Annotated in this window: 5 protein-coding genes and 1 pseudogene; 1 reads left to right on the top strand and 5 read right to left on the bottom strand. The window is 73.3% G+C overall.

Going from position 1 to position 4,961, the window contains the following annotated elements; translation table 11 throughout:
* Positions 1–451 (top strand): annotated as a pseudogene (locus ABZ646_RS39975) (hypothetical protein); the annotation flags it as partial.
* Here the strand turns inward: ABZ646_RS39975 and ABZ646_RS39970 are convergent.
* The 5 genes from ABZ646_RS39970 to ABZ646_RS39950 form a co-directional block, all read right to left on the bottom strand.
* Entirely contained in the window at positions 418–1,104 is a 687-nt protein-coding gene (locus ABZ646_RS39970; protein ID WP_360530683.1) for a 2-phosphosulfolactate phosphatase, read from the bottom strand. The pseudogene ABZ646_RS39975 and the gene ABZ646_RS39970 sit on opposite strands and share 34 nt — an antisense overlap.
* A gap of 22 nt (positions 1,105–1,126) precedes the next feature.
* Positions 1,127–1,408, bottom strand: coding sequence for a YkvA family protein (locus tag ABZ646_RS39965; RefSeq protein ID WP_360530680.1), 282 nt, complete (start codon positions 1,406–1,408; stop codon positions 1,127–1,129).
* Between the two features lie 61 nt (positions 1,409–1,469).
* Positions 1,470–2,630 carry a hypothetical protein gene (locus ABZ646_RS39960; protein WP_360530677.1) on the bottom strand — a complete coding sequence of 387 codons (1,161 nt, stop codon included), beginning with the start codon at positions 2,628–2,630 and terminating at the stop codon, positions 1,470–1,472.
* A gap of 243 nt (positions 2,631–2,873) precedes the next feature.
* The gene (locus tag ABZ646_RS39955) at positions 2,874–3,260 is read right to left on the bottom strand and encodes a VOC family protein (protein WP_360530674.1); all 387 of its coding nucleotides are present in this window, start codon (positions 3,258–3,260) and stop codon (positions 2,874–2,876) included.
* 167 nt (positions 3,261–3,427) lie between these two features.
* Entirely contained in the window at positions 3,428–4,792 is a 1,365-nt protein-coding gene (locus ABZ646_RS39950; RefSeq protein WP_360530671.1) for an FAD-dependent oxidoreductase, read from the bottom strand.
* Positions 4,793–4,961: the final 169 nt, after the last annotated feature.

Here is a 4,961-nt window from a genome sequence, read left to right as displayed (position 1 = left end):
GGGGGCCGGGCGGCCGGGGGCCGCAGCCTCGTCCGCGGCGGGTGGGCGCACCGCGTGGGCCGCCGCGCCGGTGTTCGTGCTGTGCGGGGTGGCGCACGCCCCGCGCCAGTGGGGCGGGGCGCCGGCGCTCGCGTCGGCCGTGCCCGCGCTGTGCCTGCTCCTCGCGTTCGCGCTGACGATCCCCGCGGCACGCCTGGTCGCGGCCTCGGCGGGGTTCGTGGGCGCCGCCGTGCTCGCCGCCGGACCGGTGCTGGACTCCCGGTTCGGGGCCCGGCCGGGGCTCCGGCGGCTGTCCGGGACGCTCTACGGCACGCCGGTCCCGTCGTGGCTCCCGGGCGCGGTCGCGGCGGCGGCGGCGCTCGCCGCCCTGACCGTGCTGGTGCTGATGCTGGCCGGCACGCGTGGCACCGCTCGGCGTCAGCCCGGCGCCACCGGCCGCAGCACCAGGTGACCGTCCTCCCGAGCGGCGGCCATGGCGAACGGGACGGTGTCCGCCTCCAGACACAGCGGTACGTCCTCGGGGTGGACGCCCTGCCAGCCGAGCCGCAACCCCTCGGCGAGCCGCGCGGCCGCGTGGGAGTTCCGGGCCCGCGCCAGGTAGGGGTCCGGCGCCAGAGCGGCGTCGCCCACACACCCGGCGATGTACTCGGCACAGGCCAGATCCTCGTCGGCCGCCCCGCCGTCCCCCGTGACGACGTAGGTGACCGCCTCGGGCCGCTCACGCCGCAGCACGGCGGCGGTGGCCCCGGCGACCACGAAACTCGCGCACAGCAGCAGCCGCGCCCCGGCCACCGCCAGCGCCCCGGTCGTCCCGGCGGTGGTCTTCTGGACGACCGTGCGGCCCGCGACGTCCAGTGAGCGCAGTTCGGCCGGGGAGTTGGCCAGGTCGAACCCCGGCACCACCGGCCCGTCCTGGAACGCCAGCCAGCCCGGGTGCCGCGCCTTCAACTCCAGGGCCTCGTCCAGGGTTTCGGCGAAGACGATCCGCTCCGCACCCCGCGCGAAGGCCCCGGCGGCCACCGTGAAGGCCCGCATCACGTCGATGACGACGGCCACCTCGGGCGTCGAGGAAAGACCGGGGACCCCGGTGAAGGTGCTTCTCATCACCCCATGATGCCCGGCGAGTTCAGAGCTCCGGGTCCTCCGCGGGCAGGGCCGCGCGCATGGACCGCAGGGCCAGCAGCAGGACGCCGATGTCGTCCAGGTAGATCGGGTCGGGCAGCAGGTCGGTCGGCAGCACCAGATAGAGGACCGCGCCCCAGAACACCCAGCGCGAGCCGGTCGGCAGTCCGGCCCGGCGCAGCGTGCGCCGGGTGCGGACCAGCCGCACGAGTACGGCGATCGCCCCGGCGAGCAGGGCCGCGGCGACGATCGCGCAGATCACGAGCACGGTCGTGGTGGTGTCCATGGCTGTCCTGTCGTCCGGCCCCGGTCCGCCCCGGGGCCCCTCACTGGTCCGTCTTCCCGGTTTACCGGTCCGGCTGCTGCCCCGTCCTCCCGGTTTCCCCCTCGGGCACCGCGATCGGCTCCGCGCTCTCCCTCGGAGCCCGCAGACCCTTGAAGGCGCGGGTCAACTGCTGCAAGGGCGAAGCGGGTTGGGGCACCGGTGCGACGGGGGCGGGGGTGTCACGGAGGGCGGCCAGCGCCTCGTGGGCCCGTTCGGCCGACTCCCGGTACAGGTCCCGTGACCTGGTCATGGCCTCCAGCGCCTCCGCGTACTGCGCGACGAGCCCCCGCTCCCGGTCGAGCTGCTCCTGAAGCGTCATCAGGGTCCAATTGTCGCGCAGGTCGGCCAACGCCTCCTCGGTGCCCTGTGGCGCGGGCCTGGGCAGCGCGGCGAACCGGCCCAGCAGGGCGATCAGTTCGGTGGGCTCCGAGCCGTCGAGGAAGACGCTGCGCACCGTGTACTCGTGCGGGTCGTAACCGGACGGCGCGGGGTCCGGCGGCAGCAGCACGGCTCCGCCGCGCGGGACCTCCACTCCGAGGTCGCGCAGCGCCCAGTTGACGGCCCGGAACTGCTCCGGCGCCGCCCGGTGTTCCACGACGCGGTGGGCCAGGGCGGGCGGCAGGCGCCGTACCAGGGGGAGGCGGCCGAGCGTGTCGGGCGTCATCGCCTCGTGCACGACGAGGTTGACGCACCAGGCGTCCTTCGCGGCGTCGCGCAGGACCCGGCGCATGTCCTTGTCGTCGGCGGGCAGCGGGTTGACGGTGCGCAGCCGCAGGCCCGCCACCGCCGGGTGGTAGTCCCAGGCGGCCTCGCCGCCGTCACCGGCCTCGTCGCCGTCGGGCCAGAACATCGTGGCCGGGGAGGGCCAGGCCTCGTCCCAGGGCCGCTCGGCCTCGGCGACGAGCTGCCACTCCCGCCCGGCCTGCCGGCCCTCGTGCGCCACGAGGGTGAGCCGGGCGCGGACCGTGACCGTGCCGTCGTCGACCCGCCAGCGGGCCTCGAAGAGCCGCTGGTCGGATTCCTCCGGCACGGGGGGTTCGGCGAAGTCGTCGAGGGCGCCGGTCTCCTTGCGCAGGCGCAGGATCCGGCGGATCACCTCCTCGGAGTCCGGGCCCGTGTGGCGGCCACGGGCGGGCCAGACGGACTGCGGAAGGGCGGCGTGGTCGGTGGCGGAGTTCGACATGGGCCAATCTGCTGACGGGAGGGGAGTGCGCCTCCCAGTATCACCGCCCGGGAGCGTGTCAAACAGAGCGGGGGCCGCCCGCGCACGGGGAGTGCGCCCGGCAGCCGGGGTGTGGACCGTGTGCGTCGTACGACGCCGGTTCACCCGTGCCCCTGGCCCGCCGGGCCCCGCACAATGGTGCGCGAACGGGGCCCGCCCGTCCATCCGCTTCGGGGCGGGCCCCGTTCACGCAGTCGTCGGTGTCTACGCGTGGCTGCCGTAGGGCCGTGTGATGATCTCCATGCCGTGGCCGGCCGGATCCATGAAGTACAGGCCCCGGCCCCCGTGGTGGTGGTTGATCTCTCCGGGCTGCTCCAGGCGCGGATCCGCGTAGTACGTGATCCCGGCCCGCCGGATTCGCTCGAAGGCCGCGTCGAACTCCTGGTCGGAAACCAGGAACGCGTAGTGCTGCATGACGATCGACTCCGCCGGAACGGCGGCGAAGTCCAGGGTGACCCCGTTTCCGGTGGCCACGGGAAGGAAGGGGCCCCACTCGGTCCCGACCTCGAGTCCCAGCACGTGTGCCAGGAACTCGGCGGACTCCCGGTTGTCCCGGGCGTGGACGATGGTGTGGTTCAACTCGACTGACATGGGTGGAATGCCTCCGCAAGGCACCTCACGGCACCTCCATGCCTCACCCGGCCGGTGACCGACACGCGATGCGTGCGCATGATCCTAGGACATTCCCGGTGCCCGCGAGAGGGGGCCGACGCATCGCTGTCGCCGGCGAAGCGCCGTCGGCCCCCTGCCCCCCTGTGTCAGGCGCCGCTCTCGCGGAGCATGTCCTCGCGCTCGACGAGCTTCACGCGCTCACGGCCCTGCGGCTCGCCCAGCGCCTTCTCGGCGGCGTCCAGCCGGTACCAGCCCTCCCAGGTGGTGAAGCGGACGTTCCGCTCGGCGAGGAAGGCGTCCACGGCCTCCGGCGCGGGCGTCTCGGGGGTGTGCAGCCGGCCGCCCGCGTAGTCCGCCAGCAGGTTGGACACCGTCTCGTTGGCGTCGCCCTTGGTGTGGCCGATCAGACCGACGGGGCCGCGCCGGATCCAGCCGGTGACGTAGGTCGACCGGAGGTGGTTGCCGCCCTCCTCGATGACCCGGCCGCCCTCGTCCGGGACGGTGCCCGAGTCGATGTCCCAGGGGAGCTTCGGCAGCTTGTCGGAGAGGTAGCCGACGGCGCGGTAGATCGCGGTGACGTCCCAGTCCTTGAACTCGCCGGTGCCCTTGACGTTGCCGGTGCCGTCCAGGGCGGTGCGCTCGGTGCGCAGCCCGACGACCTTGCCGTCCGCGCCGAGGATCTCCACCGGGGACTCGAAGAAGTGCAGGAAGAGCTTGTGCGGGCGGTCGCCGACGTCGCGGATCGCCCAGTTCTCCAGGGTCTTGGCGACCATGTCGGCCTGCTTGTTGCCGCGCCGGGTCTCGATCGATCCTGCGTCGTAGTCGATGTCCTCGGGGTCGACGATGACCTCGATGTTGGGGGAGTGGTCCAGCTCCCGCAGCTCCATCGGGGAGAACTTCGCCTGCGCCGGGCCGCGGCGGCCGAAGACGTGCACTTCGAGGGCCTTGTTGGCCTTGAGGCCGTCGTAGACGTTCGGCGGGATCTCCGTCGGGAGCAGCTCGTCGGCGGTCTTGGCGAGGACGCGGGCCACGTCCAGGGCGACGTTGCCGACGCCGAGCACCGCGACCTTCTCGGCCTCCAGCGGCCAGGTGCGCGGCACGTCCGGGTGGCCGTCGTACCAGGAGACGAAGTCGGCGGCGCCGTAGGAGCCGTCCAGCTCGATGCCGGGTATGCGCAGCTCGCGGTCGGCGGTCGCGCCGGTCGAGAAGATCACGGCGTCGTAGAAGGAGCGCAGGTCGTCGAGGCTGATGTCGGACGGGTAGTCCACGTTGCCGAAGAGCCGGATCTGCGGCTTGTCGAGCACCTGGTGCAGGGCGGTGATGATGCCCTTGATGCGCGGGTGGTCGGGGGCGACGCCGTAGCGGATCAGGCCGAACGGGGCGGGCATCCGCTCGAAGAGGTCGATGGACACGCCGGGCTCGGCGGCCACCTCGGACTTGAGCAGGGCGTCGGCGGCGTAGATCCCGGCCGGGCCGGCTCCGACGATGGCTACCCGCAGAGGGCGCGGCATGATCAGGTTCCCTTCGAGCGGTGGCAATCGATCGAGTGAGGACAATCGATCTCGAACGGGAAGCCTAAACTAAGGCAGTCCTAAGTTAGTACGCGGGTCGGGACGTCACCCCGGGCGCGGGCTGGCCGAGCCGGCTGCGGACCTGCACCTGGCGGCCTGTGCCCGCGTC

Origin of the sequence: Streptomyces sp. NPDC007162 (assembly GCF_040634175.1) — a bacterium.
GTDB lineage: Bacteria > Actinomycetota > Actinomycetes > Streptomycetales > Streptomycetaceae > Streptomyces.
This window is presented reverse-complemented; position numbering and strand designations above follow the sequence as displayed.